Here is a 14,562-nt window from a genome sequence, read left to right on the forward strand (position 1 = left end):
CGCGCCGGACGGGTCAGCCGCCCGCGAAGGGCGGCAGGACGTCGAGCGTCACGCCCGCGCGGACCTCGTCGTCGCCCTCGACCCGCGAACCGTCGGCGAGCAGCGCGCAGCGGGTCAGCACCGCGGCCAGGTCGGGGTGGCGGCGCGTCATCTCGGCGACGACCTGGGCCGCGGTACCCGCCGGGACGGTCTCGGTGTCGACGCCGGCCACCTCCGCCGCTGCGGCGAAGTAGCGCACGGACACCGTTCCCGCCGCCTGGCCCACTCCGGCCCCGGCGTCCGTCCGCGCAGCGGCCCGCGCGCTCGCGGGCGTCGTCACGGCAGCACGTTCTCGTCCGACGCCCACGCCAGCGCGGCGCGGCGCGCGGTCGCCAGGACGTCCTCGCCCGAGCGGCCGGAGGCGATCGCGAGACCCGCGACCAGCATCGTCACCGGGACGGCCGGCCGCGCGACCGAGTGCGCGACGTCCGCCGCGACGTCGAGGATCTGCTCGACGTCGACGAGCGTCGGGTCGACGCCGAGCTCGGCGGCGACGTGCTCCACCCAGGCGGGCAGGTCCGCGCCGGGCGCCCTGCGGGGGTCTGTGCTCACGGTGTCCTCCGATCGTCGTCAGGGTCGATGGTGCCACCGGACAGGCGGGCGTCGAGGCGCCGCACGTCGTCCCACGTGTCCGCGTCCGCGCCGGCGTCGTCGGGGTCGGGGACGTCGACGAGCCGCAGCCCGGCGACCAGGCTCCGCACCGACGCGTCGCGCGGGCCGTCCGGGAGCGCCGCGAGCGCGGCGTCGAGCGCGGACCGGCGGTAGGCGGCGACGAGGTGCTGCGGCGACCCGTCCGCGGCGACCAGCCGGGCGCCGTCCGCATCGGGTGCGGCGAGCGCCGCGGCGACGAGCGCGGGCACGACGCGCGCGGCACCGGGGACGTCGCACGCGAGCACCACGACGAGCGGGTCCTCGTCGTGGGGAGGCACCCGCGGCACGGCTCCGTCACGCGCCGACTCCTCGTCGACCGGCACGGCGTCCTCGACGACGGGGGCGAGCGCGATCGGGGGCGCGTCGTCGTCGGTGGAGGCGTCCCCGGCGACCGGGTGCCGAGGGTGCGCGGTCGTGCGTGCGGACAAGGCCGCGAGGCCAGCGGCGAGGCCGGCGACCGGACCGCCGAACGCGGGCGACTCCTGGACGGTCGGGACGCCCGGGCGGGCGACCGAGGGCGGTCCGACGACGACGATCGCGCGGGCACCGGCGACCGCCGCGAGCGCGTGGTCGAGCAGCGCCTGACCAGCGACGACGACCGCCCCCTTGTCGGTGCCGCCGAGCCGTCGCGCGCGCCCGCCCGCGAGGACGACCGCGTCGAACGTCACGGCTCGCGCCGCCAGTCGCCGGACTTGCCGCCGGTCTTGGCCTCGAGCCGCACGTCGGCGATCGACACGGACTTGTCGAGTCCCTTGACCATGTCGACGACCGCGAGCGCCGTGACGGAGACGGCTGTCAGCGCCTCCATCTCGACGCCTGTGCGGTCCGCGGTGCGGACGGTCGCCTCGATCGCGACCCCGTCGTCCTCCACGCGCAGGTCGACGACGACGCCGTGCACGCCGATGACGTGCGCGAGCGGCAGCAGCTCGGCGGTGCGCTTGGCCGCGGCGATCCCGGCGACCCGCGCGACCGCGAGCACGTCGCCCTTCGGGACGGTGCCGTCGCGCAGCGCGGCGACGACGTCCGGCCCGCAGACGACGCGGCCCGTCGCGGTCGCGGCACGGACGGTCGGCTGCTTCTGCGTGACGTCGACCATGCGGGCGTGGCCGGCGGCGTCGAGGTGGGTGAACGGCTGCGTCATGGGGCGACTCTCAGGACGGTGACGAGGTCGCCCGGCGCGACCTGCGTGTCGGGCGGGACGACCGCGAGGCCCTCGGCGAGGGCGAGGCGGGCGACGAGGTGCGACCCGGAGCCGCCCGCGGTGGCGCGGACGACGTGCGGGCGGGCGGGAGTGTGGACGTGCGGGTGGGCGGGAGTGTGCACGTCGGCGGTGCTCGCCGCCGGGTTCACGAAGCGGACGGGCATGACCTGCGCGCGGCCCGGCGGGGTGCGCCAGCCGTCGTCGACCACAGCCGTCGTCGTCGGGCGCTGCACGTCGACCAGACCCCGCATGCGCAGCAGCGCGGGACGCACGAACAGCTCGAACGACACGAACGAGCTGACGGGGTTGCCGGGGAGCGCGAACACCGGGGTGCCGCCGGGGAGACGCCCGAGCCCTTGCGGCTTGCCGGGCTGCACGGCGACGGGCACGAAGATGACGTCGGGGTCGTCGAGCAGCGCGGCCTTGACCACGTCGAACGCGCCGACGCTCACCCCGCCCGACGTGACGATCGCGTCGACGCCGCCGTCGAGCCCGTGCAGCAGGTCACGCAGGGCGTCGGGGTCGTCGCCGACCGGCCCGAGGCGCATCGCCTCGCCGCCGGCCTCGCGGACCGCGGCGGCGAGCAGCCACGAGTTCGAGTCGGGGATCTGCCCGTGCGCGAGCGCCGTGCCGGGCGCGACGAGCTCGTCGCCCGTGCTGACGACCGCGACGCGCGGCCGCCGGTGCACCGCGACCTGCGCGACGCCCACCGACGCGACCGCGGCCACGTGCGCGGGCCCGAGCAGCGTGCCCGCGGCGACGACGAGGTCTCCCGGCACGGCGTCCTCGCCCGCACGCCGCACGTGCTGACCGACGGCCTTCGACGCCGTGACCTGGACGTTCACCGTCCCCGCGTCGGTGTCCTCGACCGGAACGACCGCGTCCGCACCCGGCGGGACGGGAGCACCGGTCATGATGCGGGCCGCCGTCCCCGGCTCGACGACCGGCCGCCCCGCCGAGCCCGCGGGCAGGTCCGCGACGACCCGCAGCGTCACGGGCGACGCGTCGGTGGCGTCGCGCACGTCGTCGGCACGCACCGCGTACCCGTCCATCGCGGAGTTGTCCCATCGCGGCAGCGGCTCGTCGGTCCGCACGTCCTGCGCGAGCACCAGGCCGAGCGCGTCCGCGAGCCCGACGGCGACCGTCGGCAGCGGCGTGCCGAGCGCGAGAGCCGCCGCCCGGTGCTCGTCGAGGGTGCGCATCGCGGTGGTCGTCGGCACCCCCCGATCCTGCCACCCGCGGGTCAGGTGCCGTCGGCCTCGACCACCGGGACAAACACCGGCGGCACGGCACCGCCCGCGACGGTGGTCCGGCCGCGGTCGCCGGTGTCGGCGACGACGGGCGCGGGCGCCGGCCCAAGGACCTCGCCGCCCGTCGGGACCACGGTCCTGGTCAGTCCCGGGTGGCGAGCCACGCGAGGACGCCGCCCTCGACGTTGACCGCGTCGATCCCCGACGCCCGCAACGCGCGTGCGGCGAGGAGCGAGCGCGCGCCGACCTGGCACAGGACGAGGACGGGCCGGTCGCGCGGGAGGTCCCCGGCCCCGGACCCGTCGAGAACCTGGCCGAGCGGGACGTGCCTCGCGCCGGGCACGGCGACGACCGCGAGCTCGGCGGCCTCACGCACGTCGACGAGCACGGTGGTGGGGTCCGCGGCGAGACGCGCGGCCAGCTCGGCGGCCGTCACGCTCGGCACGTCGTCGTCGAGCACCCGCGACGGCCGTGCCGACAGGGACGACGGGCCCGGCGCACGGACCGGCGCACCGACCGGCGCGGCGGACGGACGCGGCGCGGCAGGGCGGGGCGTCGTCGGCGTCGCCGTGAGGACCGGCCCGGGCGGCCCGACCGCGGCGCTCGCGGGGGTCCGGTCGTCGACCGCACCGCGTGGGGACGGGACGAGCGGGACCTCGGACCAGCGGCCGCGGAGGGCGTCGACGACGAGGACCCGGCCGAGCATCGGCTCGCCGAGTCCGGTGAGGAGCTTGACCACCTCGGTCGCCATGACGGACCCGACCTGCCCGCACAGCGCCCCGAGGACGCCGGCCTCCGCGCACGACGGGACCGAGTCGGGCGGCGGCGGGGACGGGAAGAGGTCGCGCAGCTGCACCGCGGGAATCCCGGAACCGGCGGGCGGGCGACCCCAGAAGACCGTCGTCTGGGCGTCGTAGCGCAGGACCGAGCCCCACACCTCCGGCAGGCCGAGCCGCACGCACGCGTCGTTGACGAGGTAGCGGGTCGGGAAGTTGTCGGTGCCGTCGACGACGAGGTCGTAGCCGCGCAGCACGTCGTCGACGTTCTCCTCGGTCAGCCGCAGCGCGTGGACCACGACGCGGACGTCGGGGTCGAGTGCGCTGATCGCGTCGCGCGCGCTCTCGACCTTCGGGCGGCCGACGTCGGCCGTGCCGTGGATCACCTGCCGCTGCAGGTTGGTGACGTCGACGACGTCGTCGTCGACCACGCCGATCGTCCCGACGCCCGCCGCCGCGAGGTACTGCAGGACGGGCGCCCCGAGTCCGCCCGCGCCGACGACGAGGACGCGCGCGTTCCGCAGCCGCCGCTGACCGTCGACGCCGAGCCCCGGCAGCAGCAGGTGCCGGGAGCCGCGGGCGACCTGGGCGGCGGTGAGCGGCGGGCCGGGTTCGACGAGCGGGGGCAGCGGCACGTCGCCCAACCTACGTCGCGGCCGGGTCGGCCGGCACGGTCGGACGCCGTCGGAGTCCGGGACCCTGTGGCCGGTCCGCGCGCGCCCGACCGGGCCGCCGACAGCGCCTCCCGCGCGTCAGAAGTCGAAGAGGTCCTCGAGCCACGAGTCCTTCTTCTTCTTGCGGTACCGCGGGTCGCCCCCGTAGCGCGAGTCGCCGCCGTAGCGCGGGTCGTAGCCGCGCCGGTCGTCGTCGTAGCCACGCCGGTCGTCGTACCCCCGACGGTCGTCGTAGCCGCCGCGGTCGTCGTAGCGCCGCTCGTCGTACGGCGCGCGCGGGTCGGCGGGCGGGCGCGGGTCGGCGGGGCGGGCACCCCCGACGCCGAGGCCCGGGTCGGGTGCGGTGGCGCGCTCGAGGATCTTGTCGAGCTCGCCGCGGTCCAGCCAGATGCCGCGGCACGTGGGGCAGTAGTCGATCTCCACCCCCTGCCGCTCGGACATCACGAGCTCGGCCTGGTCGACGGGGCAGCGCATGGTCGGTCCTCCCGGGGTCGGCGGTCGACGGGTCAACGTGCGGCCCGTCCCGATCGTGCCCGGTCCGGCGTCAGACGGCGAGCGTGCCCTGCCAGCGCACGATGCGGTCGACGGCCTCGCGCACGACCGCCGGCGACGACGCGAACGACAGCCGCACGAACCGGTGCCCGTCGACGGGGTCGAAGTCGGTCCCGGGCGTGAGCGCGACGCCGGCCTCGTCGAGCAGCCGCGCGCACCACGTCACCGAGTCGAGGCCGGTCGACGACACGTCGGCGTACAGGTAGAACGCGCCGTCGGCGGGAGCGACGTGCGTCCAGCCGAGCTCCGGCAGGCGCTCGAGCAGGAGCGCGCGCGACGCGGCGTACCGCTCGACGTTGGCCCGCGCGGCCGCGTACCCGTCGGGGCTGAACGCCGCGACGCCGGCGTGCTGCGCGAGCGCGGGCGGGCACAGCGCGACGTTCCCCGCGAGCGCGTCGACGGGTGCGACCAGGTCGTCGGGCAGGACGAGCCAGCCGAGGCGCCAGCCCGTCATCGCCCAGTACTTCGAGAACGAGTTCACGACGACCGCGCCCGTGTCGAGGTACTGCGCGGCGGTCGCGACCTGCGCGTCGTCGTCGTAGGTGATGCCGTGGTAGATCTCGTCGCTCACCAGTCGCACGCCGCGATCCGCGCACCACGCCGCGAGGTCGGCGAGCGCGCTCGCCCCGATCATGGTCCCCGTCGGGTTCGCGGGGCTCGCGACGACGAGCCCGTCGAGCGGGCCGGCCGCGTCCAGGTGCGCGACCGTCGGCTGGAACCGCGACTCGGGCCCGCACGGCAGCTCGACGACCTCACAGCCCAGCGCGCGCAGGATGTTCGCATACGCCGGGTAGCCGGGCCGGGCCAGCGCGACGCGGTCGCCGACGTCGAACGCCGCGAGGAACGCGAGCATGAAGCCGCCCGACGAGCCGGTGGTCACGGCGATGCGGGCGGGGTCGACGTCGACGTCGTACCAGGTGCGGTAGTGCGCCGCGATCGCCGCGCGCAGCCCCGGGGCGCCGAGCGCCTCGGTGTAGCCGAGGTCGCCGCTGGTCAGGAGCTCGACGGCCCGCTGGCGCACGACCTCCGACGCACCCGTCGACGGCTCGCCCGCGCACAGGTTGAGCACGTCGGCCCCCGCCGCGCGGCGCGCGTTCGCGGCGGCGAGGATCTCCATGACGGCGAACGGCGGCACGTGCGCACGGGTAGCGACCTTCACCCGCCCTATCCTGCCGTGCGGCCCTCCCGGCCGCGGCGTGGCCGTCGGCACCGGGTCGACGGGCCCGGTCGACGAGAGGAGCATCAGAAGGTGATCGTCGACTGCGCGCTCTACACCCGCGGGGTCCGGCAGCACCGGCTCGACGACGTGTTCGCCGCCGCGCAGGAGGCCGAGCACGAGGACGGCTTCGTGTGGATCGGCCTCGTCGACCCGTCGGCGGACGAGTTCGACGCGCTCGCCGAGGGGTTCTCGCTCCCGGAGCTCGCGATCGAGGACGCCATCCGTGCGCACCAACGGCCCAAGCTCGAGCGCTACGGCGACCTGACGTTCGCGATCGTCAAGCCCGTCCGGTACGTCGACCACGCGGAGGTCGTCGACGTCAGCGAGCTCGCCGTGTTCGTCGGGCACCGGTTCGTCGTCGTCGTGCGGCACGGCGACTCGCGCATCCCGTCGCGCGCCCGGCAGACGCTCGAGGGCGACCCCGAGACGATGGCGCACGGGCCGTGGGCCGTCCTGCACCGGCTGCTCGACCTCACCGTCGACGAGTACCTCGAGGTCGCGCGGTCCGTCGACGTCGACCTCGACGAGATCGAGGACCAGGTGTTCGGGTCGCTGCCCGGCGAGGACCACGCCGAGCGCATCTACCGGCTCAAGTCCGAGGTGCAGCAGTTCCGGCGGGCCGTCGTGCCGCTCGTCGGGCCCGTGCACCGGCTCGCGTCGGGCCAGGTGCCCGGCATCCCCGGCGACCTGCAGGAGTACTTCCGCGACGTCGAGGACCACACGCTGCGCGTCGCCGACTCGATCGAGGCCGCCGACAACCTGCTGACCGGCGTGCTGCAGGCGGACCTCGCGCAGGTGACCGTCGCGCAGTCGCGCGTGAGCGTCCAGCAGAACGCCGACATGCGGAAGATCTCCGCGTGGGCGGCCATCGGGCTCGTGCCGACGGCGATCGCGGGCATCTACGGCATGAACGTGCGGAACCTGCCGATCGCCGACACCGCGTTCGGGTTCTGGGCGGTGCTCGTCGTCATCGGCGCGTCGTGCGTCCTGCTGCACCGCGCGTTCCGCCGCAACCGCTGGCTGTAGCCCCCGGGCTCGCCGACGGGCCCGCTCGGCGGGTCAGGCCGTCGGCGCCCCGTCGCGGGCCGCGAGCGCGGCACGGACGTGCGCGACGACCCCGTCCGCGGCCGCCTCGACCTCGGCGAGGCACGTCTCGAAGTTCTCCGGCCCGCCGTACCAGGGGTCGTCGACGTCGAGCACGTGCTCGGGCTGGCCCGGGGCGACGACGGGCGCGGCCGGGTCGAACGAGCGGTACATGACGACGCGGTCCGCGACGTCGCCGGACCCCGCGAGGCGGCGCAGCGCCCGCGCGTGCTGCGCCGTCATCGCGAGGACGAGGTCGCGGGCGGGCAGGTCGGTCGCGCGGACCTGCCGTGCACGGTGCCCGTCGCCGACCGGGTAGCCGTGCGCGGCGAGGATGTCGCGCGCGCGACGGTCGACGGGCCGGCCGTGCTCCTCGTCGCTGATCCCGGACGAGTCGACGACGACCTGGTCGCCCAGGCCGGCGGCGTCCAGGCGGTCCCGGAGCACGATCTCCGCCATCGGGGAACGGCAGATGTTGCCGGTGCAGACGGTCATCACGCGGTACGGCTCGGTCACCGGCCCATCCTCCCGCACGCGCGACGCACGTCAGCGCCGACCGGCGCGCTCGACGTCGACCGTCAGACGGATGGACACCACGTCACCCAGCGCGATGCCCTCGGCCGCCCGGACGGCGTCGCGCAGCGGGACCAGGTAGGCGCCCTTCTTCGGGAAGAGCGACGTGGTCCAGCGTGTGCGGCCGATCTGCACCGCGACCGGGATGACGCCCCAGCCGTAGCTGACCAGCGACGACGCGGCCCGCAGCTCGGCCGCCTCCGGCTCCGGCACCGTGACGAAGTGGAAGGGCGCCGGGCCCTTCCACCAGAACACCTCGCCGTCGAACTCGAGCTCCACGCGCCCATCCTGCCGACGTCCGCCGTCCGGGCCACCCGACCGGCCGGCGCGGCACGCGACGCTGGAGCCGGTCGGGATCACTCCGCCCCGGTCCCGCCGGCGACCGCGGTCCGTGCTGAGACCGGCATGGCGGCCGTCCGAGGTGTCGGAGCGGCCGCCGTGCCGGTCTCGGGCGGGGCGGACGCGTCAGCGGCGCCGGAGGACGAACCGGGCGGCCCGTGCCGTCGCGAGCGCCGGGTGGCGGCGCGCGACGACGGTCGCACCGGCCCCGGCGACCAGCAGACCCGCGCCGAGGAGCGCGAGCGTCAGGGCACCGTCGGCCCCCGTCGTGGCGAGCGCCCCGGACGCGCCGCGCGACGCGGCGAGCACCTGGACGTCGACCCACACCGTCCGCCCGTCGACCTGCCCGACGAGCGCGAGCCGGTGCGTGCCGGGCCGGACGTCCGCGGGGATCGTGACGGTCGCACGCACCGCACCCGACGCGTCGGCCCGTGCCCAGCCGAGCGACGCGGGCGTCGAGAACAGCCACGCCTGCACCCACTCGCCGGGCGCGAACCCGGACGCGGCGACGGTCACCGTGCCGCCGGGCCGCGGCGTGCCGCTGACGCTGAGGCCGCCACGGTTCGCCGGGGTCAGGTCGTCGGCCGTCGGCGTGAACCGAGGGGTGTCGGGCCGGACCGGGCCTGCACCGGGGACGTCACCCGGCGTCGGGGTGACCGATGGCGAGGCCGACGGCGACGCAGTGGGCGTCGGGGACGCGGTCGGCGCGGGGTCGAGGTGGCCCGCGAAGACGTCGGACGCGCGGCCCAGGTCGAGCAGGACCGTCTCGCCGGTCGCGTCGACCACGCCGTCGTTGTCCGTGATCGCCCAGACGGTGCCGTCGCCGCCGACCGTGAGGCCCTCGAGCTTCTCCTGCGTCCAGCCGTGCGTGGCGCGCAGGTCGGGCAGCACGTCGTGCGCGAGGTGCTTGGTCAGCGTCGCGACGGTGCCGGGTGCCGGGTCGGCGGGCAGGTCCACGGCGTAGACGCGCTTGACCCGGGCGGTGGGCCCGTTGAGCTTGTCGCGCTCGACCACGGCGAGGGTGTCGTGGTCGACGACCGTCACCTCGGACAGCCCGATCCAGTCACCGGACGTCGTGGTGGTCTCGAGCGGGTAGGCGAACCACGTCCACGACGTCGTCGCGACGTCGTAGCGGCCGATCCGCGCCGTTCCGCCGAGGCCGCCGGGGTCCGTGGTGAGGCCTCGCTGCAGCGCGACGACCACGTGCTCGCCCTCGTCGTCCGCCACGACCGCGACGCCCTCGACGCCCCACTTGGTGAGCCCCGCGGTCACGTCGGCGGGCAGCGCGACGGTCTCGACGACCGCACCCGACGCGTCGACGCGGACGAGCTGGTTGCCCGTCCCCGTCGCGCCCTCGACGCCGAGCCAGAAGCCGCCTCCCGGTCGTGCGGCGACGCCCTCGACGTCCAGGCCCACGGGCGCGCCGCCCTGCGTGACGGTCACCTCGCGGTCGATCACGGCCGGCGTCGACGCGACGTCGAGCGAGAGCAGACGCGTCGGGCTGTACGCGGCGTCCGTGGCCGACCACAGGCGGTGGTCGTCGGTCGGGTCGGCCGTGAGGGCACCGAGCGCGCCCCAGCCGATCGGGCGGCCCCCGGCGTCGTCGGCGGAGACCACCGACGGGAACTGCGGCGTCCCGGCCCCCGACGCGTGGGCGGCACCGAACCCGAACACCGTGACCGACGAGCGGACCAGCACCGACGCGTCGTCCTCCTCGCTGGACACGAGCAGCAGCCCGCGCGACGGCACGGGCAGCAGACCCTCCGGGCCGTTGGTCGTCGCGAGGACCTGGACGAACCGCGGCGCGGTCGGGTCGCTCACGTCGTAGACCGCGACGACGTTCGACCGCTCCGAGCCGACGAACGCGTACGGCGTGCCGCCGAACGTCGCGACCGCCAGCCCCTCGGGCTCGACGCCCTTCTTCGCGGCGCGGTCCTCGGTGTGCAGGCCGACCCGGACCGCGAGCCGCTCGAGCTCGGCACCGGCGGCCCACACGACGCGCCCCTCGGTGTCGAAGACGGTCCAGCCGCGTGTTCCGCCCTTCCAGTCCCCCTCGTCGGCCGTCGCGAGGTGGTTGGCGTCGAGCCACGCGACCGCGTCGGGCTCGCGCGGCGTCGCGGGGATCGCGCCCGTCTGGTCGATCCGGCCGTCCTTCTTCACGTCGATGCCGCTGACCGACGCCGTGCCCGCGCTGAACACGCGGCTCACCGTGCCCGACGCGGCGTCCACGAGCACCACGCCGTTGTTCTCCTGGAGCGTCACGGCGACCGTCGTGCCCGTCGGGTCGAACGCCACGTACTCGGGCTCGGGGTCCTGCGGGGTGTCGAGGCCCGCAGCGACGAACGACGGGAGCGCCGACCCGTCCTCCGCGGTGAGCGGCACGGCACGCGTGCTCCACGTCGACGGCGTCGCCGGGTCGGTCAGGTCGACGAGCTGCACGAACCCGGCCGGGAGCTGCGGCAGGTCACCCTTCGTGCCGCCCGTCGGCGTCGCGTCCTCGTCGCGCTGGTTCTCGATCGCGATCGCCGCGCGGTGGCGGTCCGGGGACAGCGTGATCGAGTCGGGCTGACCGCCCAGGTCGAGCGTGCGGACCAGTGCGTGCGTCGTCAGGTCGACGACCGCGAGCACGCCCGACGGGTCGGTGGACGACTCGGAGGTGTCGACGACGACGAGCACGTGGTCCCCCACGACCGCGACCGACGTCGGCTCCGCGTGCTCCCCGACCCCGAGGCCGGCGTGCAGGTCGAGCGTGCCCAGGCCGGAGGGCGCCGACGGGTCCGTGATGTCGACGAACCCGATCCTGCGCGCGAGCGCGTCCGTGTGGACGAACGTGCGGCCGTCCTGACTCACCGCCGAGATCTCCGCGACGGTCTCGTCGGCGGCGGGCGTCCCCTCCGGGCGGTTGAGGTACACGGGGTACGTCGCGAGCCGGTGGAACGACGAGACTGCGGGCGGGCTGACCCACGGCGGAGCGGTGGCCGTGCTGCCGGTCGCGGTGCCGACGAGGCCGGCGAGGCCCAGGAGGCCGGTGCCCGCGACGCTGAGGACGGCGGCGCCGGCGACGGCGCGACGTGCGGCGGACGGGTGTGCGAGGCGGCCGACGGGCTCGGCGGGTGGCTGCGGACGCAGCATCGGTGCTCCTTCGATCGGTGTGTCGGCGCGAGGGTGCCGACACCCCGTGTCGCGTGGTGAACCCGCAGGTGAACGGCCTACGACGATCCGACGACGAACGCGCCGCGCGTGCGCGTGCGGCGTGGGGGCGAGCGGGATGCCGCGAGGGTTGAGACGCGATATAGACGCGATATACTCTGGGACGAGCATTCGACGACGAGTAGGTGTGCGGACGCACCGACGGAGGTGAGCGAGATGGCAGGGCGAGGGCGGAGCAACCCGTTGGCGCTGGCCGTGCTCACGCTGCTCTGGGAGCGGCCCATGCACCCGTACGAGATGTCGATGACCCTCCGCGAGCGCCGCAAGGACGAGACGGTCCGCCTCAACTTCGGCTCGCTGTACTCGGTCGTCGAGGGCTTGGAGAAGCGTGGCCTCATCGAGGCCGCGTCGACCGAGCGGGAGGGCAACCGCCCGACGCGCACCGTCTACCGGATCACCGACGCCGGCGCGACGGAGGCCGTCGACTGGCTGAGCGACCTCGTGCGCACGCCCGTCAAGGAGTTCCCGCAGTTCGAGGCGGCGCTCTCGTTCCTGCCGCTGCTCGCGCCGGACGACGTCGCCCGCCTGCTGCGCATGCGCGCCGCGTCCGTGCGGACCACGCTCACCTCGCTCGAGACGACGGTCGACGAGGCGCGCCGGCAGGGGCTCCCCCGGATCTTCGCGCTCGAGGCGGAGTACGAGATCGGGCTGCTGCGCGCGGAGCTCGACTTCGTCGTCGGGCTCGAGGCGTCGATCTCCGACGGCACGCTCGAGCACGTCGACCTGTGGCGCTCGCTGCACGCGCGGACGAACGCGGCCGGCCGCATCGACCACGACGAGCTCGCGGAGGCGGTCGCCGACGCGCTCTCCCCGTTCCTGTCGGGACAGGAGGGCGTTCCGGACCGCTGACGGGCGGGGGCGGCCGTCGCGCCGTCGTCGCCACCCACGACCCCCGGGGAACCGTCCCCGGGAACGAGGTCGGCCCAGGTGCTGGCACACCCGGGCCGACCGACGACGAACCGACCGAGCCCTGCCGCGAGGCGGGACACCTGTGCGATCCGCTGCACGACCAGCATAGGTGGCGCCTCGGTCCGACCGAGAAGGAGCATCACCATGCCCATCCGCCCTCCGGCGGTGGAGGCGGTCGACCTGGTCAAGACGTACCCCGGCGGCCGCGGCCGCCGGGACGTCCGCGCCCTCGACGGCCTCACGCTCACCGTCCCCGCCGGGACCGTCCACGGGCTGCTCGGCCCGAACGGCGCCGGCAAGTCCACCACCACGAAGATCCTCACGACGCTGTCGCGCGCCACGAGCGGGACGGCCCGCGTCGTCGGGCAGGACGTCGTGGTCGACGCCGACGCGGTGCGCCGCAGCATCGGCTACGTCTCGCAGGGCACGGGCGCCGACCCGCTGCTGACCCCGCGCGAGAACCTCGTCATGGCCGCACGGCTGCGCGGCGCGACGCGGTCCGACGCCTCCGACCGGGCCGCGGCGCTGGTCGACCGGTTCGGTCTCGGCGACGCGGGCGACCGCCGCACGGGCGGCCTGTCGGGCGGGACGCGACGCAAGCTCGACGTCGCGCTCGGGCTGGTCGACGCACCGCGCGTGCTGTTCCTCGACGAGCCGACGACAGGCCTGGACCCCGAGGCGCGCGCGTCGATGTGGGACGAGATCCGCCGCCTGGCCGGCGAGGACGCGCTCACCGTCCTGCTCACGACGCACTACCTCGAAGAGGCCGACCGGCTCGCCGACGGGCTGAGCATCGTCGACCGGGGACGCGTCGTCGTCGCCGGGACGCCGGACGAGCTCAAGGCGACGCTCGTCGGCGACACCCTCACGGTGGACCTCGTCGAGCCCGACGCCGACGCGGTGCGTGCCGCCGTCGCGCGCGTGCTGACGGACGTCGTCGTGCACGTCGAGGGGCCGACCGGCCGCCTCGTCGCGCGCACGCCCGACGGCCCGGCCGTCGTCGGCGCGACCATCGCCGCGCTCCAGGCGGCGGGCGTCCGGCACGGGGCCGTCGCGGTCTCGCGCCCGACGCTCGACGACGTGTACCTGCGCTACGCGGGCCGCTCGTGGTCGGACTCCTCGACGGACCGCTCGCTTGGCTCGCCCGCGGGACCGGCGACGGACGGCACCGTGCACGACGACCGCTCCACCACCCGACGCGACGCCCAGGAGGTGGCCCGATGACCGCCACGCTCACCCCGACCCGTGTCGTCACCCCCGCCGCCCGGCCCGCGTCCTGGTGGGCGCAGACCGGCGAGGTCTGCCGGCGCTGGGTCGTCGACACCGCGCGGCAGCCCTGGGGGCTCGGGGTCTCCGTGCTGCAGCCGCTCGTGTGGATCGTGCTGTTCGGCAACGTCTTCGAGTCGGTCGCGACCGTCCCGGGGTTCGGCGCCGACGACTACCTGACGTTCCTCGTGCCCGGCATCCTCATGATGACCGTCCTCTACTCGGGCGCCTGGGCGGGGACCGGCTTCATCGACGACATCCGCAGCGGTGTCATGGACCGTCTGCTCACGTCGCCCGTGCACCGGTCCGCGCTCGTGGTCGGGCAGCTCGTGCAGCAGCTGCTGCTCACGGCCGTGCAGGGCGTGATCGTGCTCGCGATCGCCTTCGCGGCCGGCGCGCGGTTCGACGGCGGCGTCGTCGGGCTGGCGGTCGCGCTCGGCGCGTCGCTGCTGCTCGCGGCGTCGTTCTGCTCGCTGTCCGCGGCCGTCGCGCTGCTGGCCCGGGACCAGACGGCGCTCATCGGCATCTCGACGACGATCGTCCTGCCCGCGACGTTCGTCTCGACCGCCCTCATGCCGCCCGCCCTGCTGCCCGCGTGGGTCGAGTCGGCGGCGCGGTTCAACCCGCTCACGTGGGCGACCGAGGTCGCGCGGACCGCGATGTCGACCGACGTCGACTGGACCCTGGTCGGCACGCGCTCCGCTCTGCTCGCGGTGCTCGCCGTCCTCGTGGCGGCCTGGTCGGTCGCGGCGATGCGCACGTACCAGCGCTCCCTCTGACCCAGCGGCCGGGGAGCTGCGTCTCGCGGTCCGCCGAGCCC

The 14,562-nt window shown here is 75.8% G+C and carries 15 protein-coding genes; 4 read left to right on the forward strand and 11 right to left on the reverse strand.

What is annotated here, in order from left to right:
* Window positions 1-13: 13 nt before the first annotated feature.
* The 8 genes from OMK64_RS09125 to OMK64_RS09160 all read right to left on the reverse strand — a co-directional run bounded on the left by OMK64_RS09125 (window position 14) and on the right by OMK64_RS09160 (window position 6,302).
* Window positions 14-319, reverse strand: a complete 306-nt coding sequence (locus OMK64_RS09125) for a MoaD/ThiS family protein (protein ID WP_308201780.1) — start codon at window positions 317-319, stop codon at window positions 14-16.
* Window positions 316-591: a DUF6457 domain-containing protein gene (locus OMK64_RS09130; protein ID WP_272727762.1), complete on the reverse strand. Its 276-nt coding sequence runs from the start codon at window positions 589-591 to the stop codon at window positions 316-318. The genes OMK64_RS09125 and OMK64_RS09130 overlap by 4 nt, the downstream gene beginning before the upstream one ends.
* A complete protein-coding gene (locus OMK64_RS09135) occupies window positions 588-1,358 on the reverse strand; it encodes an NTP transferase domain-containing protein (RefSeq protein WP_272727763.1) in 771 nt (256 codons plus the stop codon). The genes OMK64_RS09130 and OMK64_RS09135 overlap by 4 nt, the downstream gene beginning before the upstream one ends.
* Window positions 1,355-1,831 carry a cyclic pyranopterin monophosphate synthase MoaC gene (gene moaC / locus OMK64_RS09140; protein WP_272727764.1) on the reverse strand — a complete coding sequence of 159 codons (477 nt, stop codon included), beginning with the start codon at window positions 1,829-1,831 and terminating at the stop codon, window positions 1,355-1,357. Before moaC ends, OMK64_RS09135 begins: the two co-directional genes overlap by 4 nt.
* A complete protein-coding gene (locus tag OMK64_RS09145; RefSeq protein WP_272727765.1) occupies window positions 1,828-3,111 on the reverse strand; it encodes a molybdopterin molybdotransferase MoeA in 1,284 nt (427 codons plus the stop codon). The genes moaC and OMK64_RS09145 overlap by 4 nt, the downstream gene beginning before the upstream one ends.
* A 172-nt stretch (window positions 3,112-3,283) precedes the next feature.
* Window positions 3,284-4,552, reverse strand: coding sequence for a ThiF family adenylyltransferase (locus tag OMK64_RS09150; protein WP_272727766.1), 1,269 nt, complete (start codon window positions 4,550-4,552; stop codon window positions 3,284-3,286).
* Between the two features lie 117 nt (window positions 4,553-4,669).
* Entirely contained in the window at window positions 4,670-5,065 is a 396-nt protein-coding gene (locus OMK64_RS09155) for a TFIIB-type zinc ribbon-containing protein (RefSeq protein ID WP_272727767.1), read from the reverse strand.
* A gap of 70 nt (window positions 5,066-5,135) precedes the next feature.
* On the reverse strand, window positions 5,136-6,302 hold the full coding sequence (locus OMK64_RS09160) for a pyridoxal phosphate-dependent aminotransferase (protein ID WP_272727768.1): 1,167 nt from the start codon (window positions 6,300-6,302) through the stop codon (window positions 5,136-5,138).
* Between the two features lie 90 nt (window positions 6,303-6,392).
* Between OMK64_RS09160 and OMK64_RS09165 the strand changes: the two genes are divergently transcribed.
* A complete protein-coding gene (locus OMK64_RS09165; protein ID WP_272727769.1) occupies window positions 6,393-7,388 on the forward strand; it encodes a magnesium and cobalt transport protein CorA in 996 nt (331 codons plus the stop codon).
* A 33-nt stretch (window positions 7,389-7,421) separates the two neighbouring features.
* Here the strand turns inward: OMK64_RS09165 and OMK64_RS09170 are convergent, their stop codons facing one another.
* From OMK64_RS09170 to OMK64_RS09180, 3 genes are all read right to left on the reverse strand, one after another.
* Entirely contained in the window at window positions 7,422-7,940 is a 519-nt protein-coding gene (locus OMK64_RS09170) for a low molecular weight protein-tyrosine-phosphatase (protein WP_276595823.1), read from the reverse strand.
* 51 nt (window positions 7,941-7,991) lie between these two features.
* Window positions 7,992-8,297, reverse strand: a complete 306-nt coding sequence (locus tag OMK64_RS09175) for a DUF1905 domain-containing protein (RefSeq protein WP_272727771.1) — start codon at window positions 8,295-8,297, stop codon at window positions 7,992-7,994.
* 186 nt (window positions 8,298-8,483) lie between these two features.
* On the reverse strand, window positions 8,484-11,489 hold the full coding sequence (locus OMK64_RS09180; protein ID WP_272727772.1) for an esterase-like activity of phytase family protein: 3,006 nt from the start codon (window positions 11,487-11,489) through the stop codon (window positions 8,484-8,486).
* A gap of 234 nt (window positions 11,490-11,723) precedes the next feature.
* Between OMK64_RS09180 and OMK64_RS09185 the strand changes: the two genes are divergently transcribed.
* The 3 genes from OMK64_RS09185 to OMK64_RS09195 all read left to right on the forward strand — a co-directional run bounded on the left by OMK64_RS09185 (window position 11,724) and on the right by OMK64_RS09195 (window position 14,521).
* Window positions 11,724-12,416, forward strand: coding sequence for a PadR family transcriptional regulator (locus OMK64_RS09185; RefSeq protein ID WP_272727773.1), 693 nt, complete (start codon window positions 11,724-11,726; stop codon window positions 12,414-12,416).
* Between the two features lie 204 nt (window positions 12,417-12,620).
* Window positions 12,621-13,700, forward strand: a complete 1,080-nt coding sequence (locus tag OMK64_RS09190) for an ABC transporter ATP-binding protein (protein ID WP_272727774.1) — start codon at window positions 12,621-12,623, stop codon at window positions 13,698-13,700.
* The gene (locus OMK64_RS09195; protein ID WP_272727775.1) at window positions 13,697-14,521 is read left to right on the forward strand and encodes an ABC transporter permease; all 825 of its coding nucleotides are present in this window, start codon (window positions 13,697-13,699) and stop codon (window positions 14,519-14,521) included. Before OMK64_RS09190 ends, OMK64_RS09195 begins: the two co-directional genes overlap by 4 nt.
* Window positions 14,522-14,562 lie beyond the last annotated feature (41 nt).

The organism is Cellulomonas fimi, assembly GCF_028527925.1.
GTDB lineage: Bacteria > Actinomycetota > Actinomycetes > Actinomycetales > Cellulomonadaceae > Cellulomonas > Cellulomonas fimi_C.

Excerpts from the sequence above, each read along its gene's own strand:
- OMK64_RS09195 (WP_272727775.1), top strand. The coding sequence starts at position 13,697 with ATGACCGCCACGCTCACCCCGACCCGTGTCGTCACCCCCGCCGCCCGG.
- OMK64_RS09190 (WP_272727774.1), top strand. The coding sequence starts at position 12,621 with ATGCCCATCCGCCCTCCGGCGGTGGAGGCGGTCGACCTGGTCAAGACG.
- OMK64_RS09155 (WP_272727767.1), bottom strand. The coding sequence starts at position 5,065 with ATGCGCTGCCCCGTCGACCAGGCCGAGCTCGTGATGTCCGAGCGGCAG.
- moaC (WP_272727764.1), bottom strand. The coding sequence starts at position 1,831 with ATGACGCAGCCGTTCACCCACCTCGACGCCGCCGGCCACGCCCGCATG.
- OMK64_RS09170 (WP_276595823.1), bottom strand. The coding sequence starts at position 7,940 with ATGACCGTCTGCACCGGCAACATCTGCCGTTCCCCGATGGCGGAGATC.
- OMK64_RS09185 (WP_272727773.1), top strand. The coding sequence starts at position 11,724 with ATGGCAGGGCGAGGGCGGAGCAACCCGTTGGCGCTGGCCGTGCTCACG.
- OMK64_RS09180 (WP_272727772.1), bottom strand. The coding sequence starts at position 11,489 with ATGCTGCGTCCGCAGCCACCCGCCGAGCCCGTCGGCCGCCTCGCACAC.